The organism is Amycolatopsis kentuckyensis, from assembly GCF_002155975.1.
GTDB lineage: Bacteria > Actinomycetota > Actinomycetes > Mycobacteriales > Pseudonocardiaceae > Amycolatopsis > Amycolatopsis kentuckyensis.
In genome coordinates this window covers 1-939 of sequence record NZ_MUMI01000908.1, presented here as the reverse complement: position 1 = coordinate 939, position 939 = coordinate 1, and the positions used below count along the sequence as shown (strand labels likewise).

Below are 939 nucleotides of genomic sequence, written 5' to 3'. Positions count from 1 at the left end.
GACGCGGCAGCTTCGGCCAGCAGCAGAAGCCCTCCCCGAAGAGCGGCGGCCGGGGCAGCTCGGCTAACGGCTCCGCCGGGGCCGGCGGCCGCGGTACGGGCGCGGGCACGGGACCGAAGGGTTCCAAGAACGGCGCTGCTGGCGGCGGTTCGCGCACCCCGGGGACGGGCTCATCGGGCAAGGGCTCGAAGGGCGCGGCCGGGGGAGGCACCGGATCGTCTGGCCCGGGCTCGGGATCGAGCAAGGGCTCAACGAGCGGTGCGAAGAGGTCGCCGGGCACGCTCGGGAAGCTCGCGACCGGGCGGCAGCAGCGCAAGAACGACGAAGCGAAGGCCGGACGCCAGGCTGCGGCCGATGAGCGCAAGGCCGACCTGGCCGACCGCGCCGCGGCCCGGAAGGAAGCGGCAGCCGAGGCGGCCGACCGGCGCAAGCGCAGGGCGGAGAAGCGGAAGGCCAAGCGCGAGCGAGAGAAGGCCGGCGCCACCGACCCGAAGGCCACGAAGGACCCGAAGGAGACCGGCAAGGGCAAGCCCGACGAGAAGCTCGATCTGACCAAGAAGCCGAAGGCCGGTGACACGGCCGGGGCGAAGAAGGACGACACAGAGAAGGTCGATCTCACCAAGAAGCCCAAGCCCGGCAGCTCGAAGGGCAGGACGAAGAAGACGCCGAAGCCGCCTCGGAAGAAGAAGCCACACAGCTGGCGCCGGAAGCCGAAGGGAGGTACGACGGGACCGAGGACGGGGCGGCGGCGGGAGAAGGGCCGCACCACGAGCGGTCCCGGGTCGATGCCCGGGGGCGACGGCGAGTGGCTGCGCCCCCCGCCCGGCTGGGACGTCACCTACAAGGTCGAGGTCGAGGTCATCCGGCCCGAACCCCGGCGACGCCAGCCCGCTGGCATCACCACAGGTCGCAGGGAGCTGCCCGCCGGATCATCCGGTC

General features: G+C 72.8%; 1 pseudogene. It reads left to right on the top strand.

The features are described from left to right. Positions 1-939: pseudogene (locus tag CCN39_RS50580) on the top strand (hypothetical protein); the annotation flags it as partial.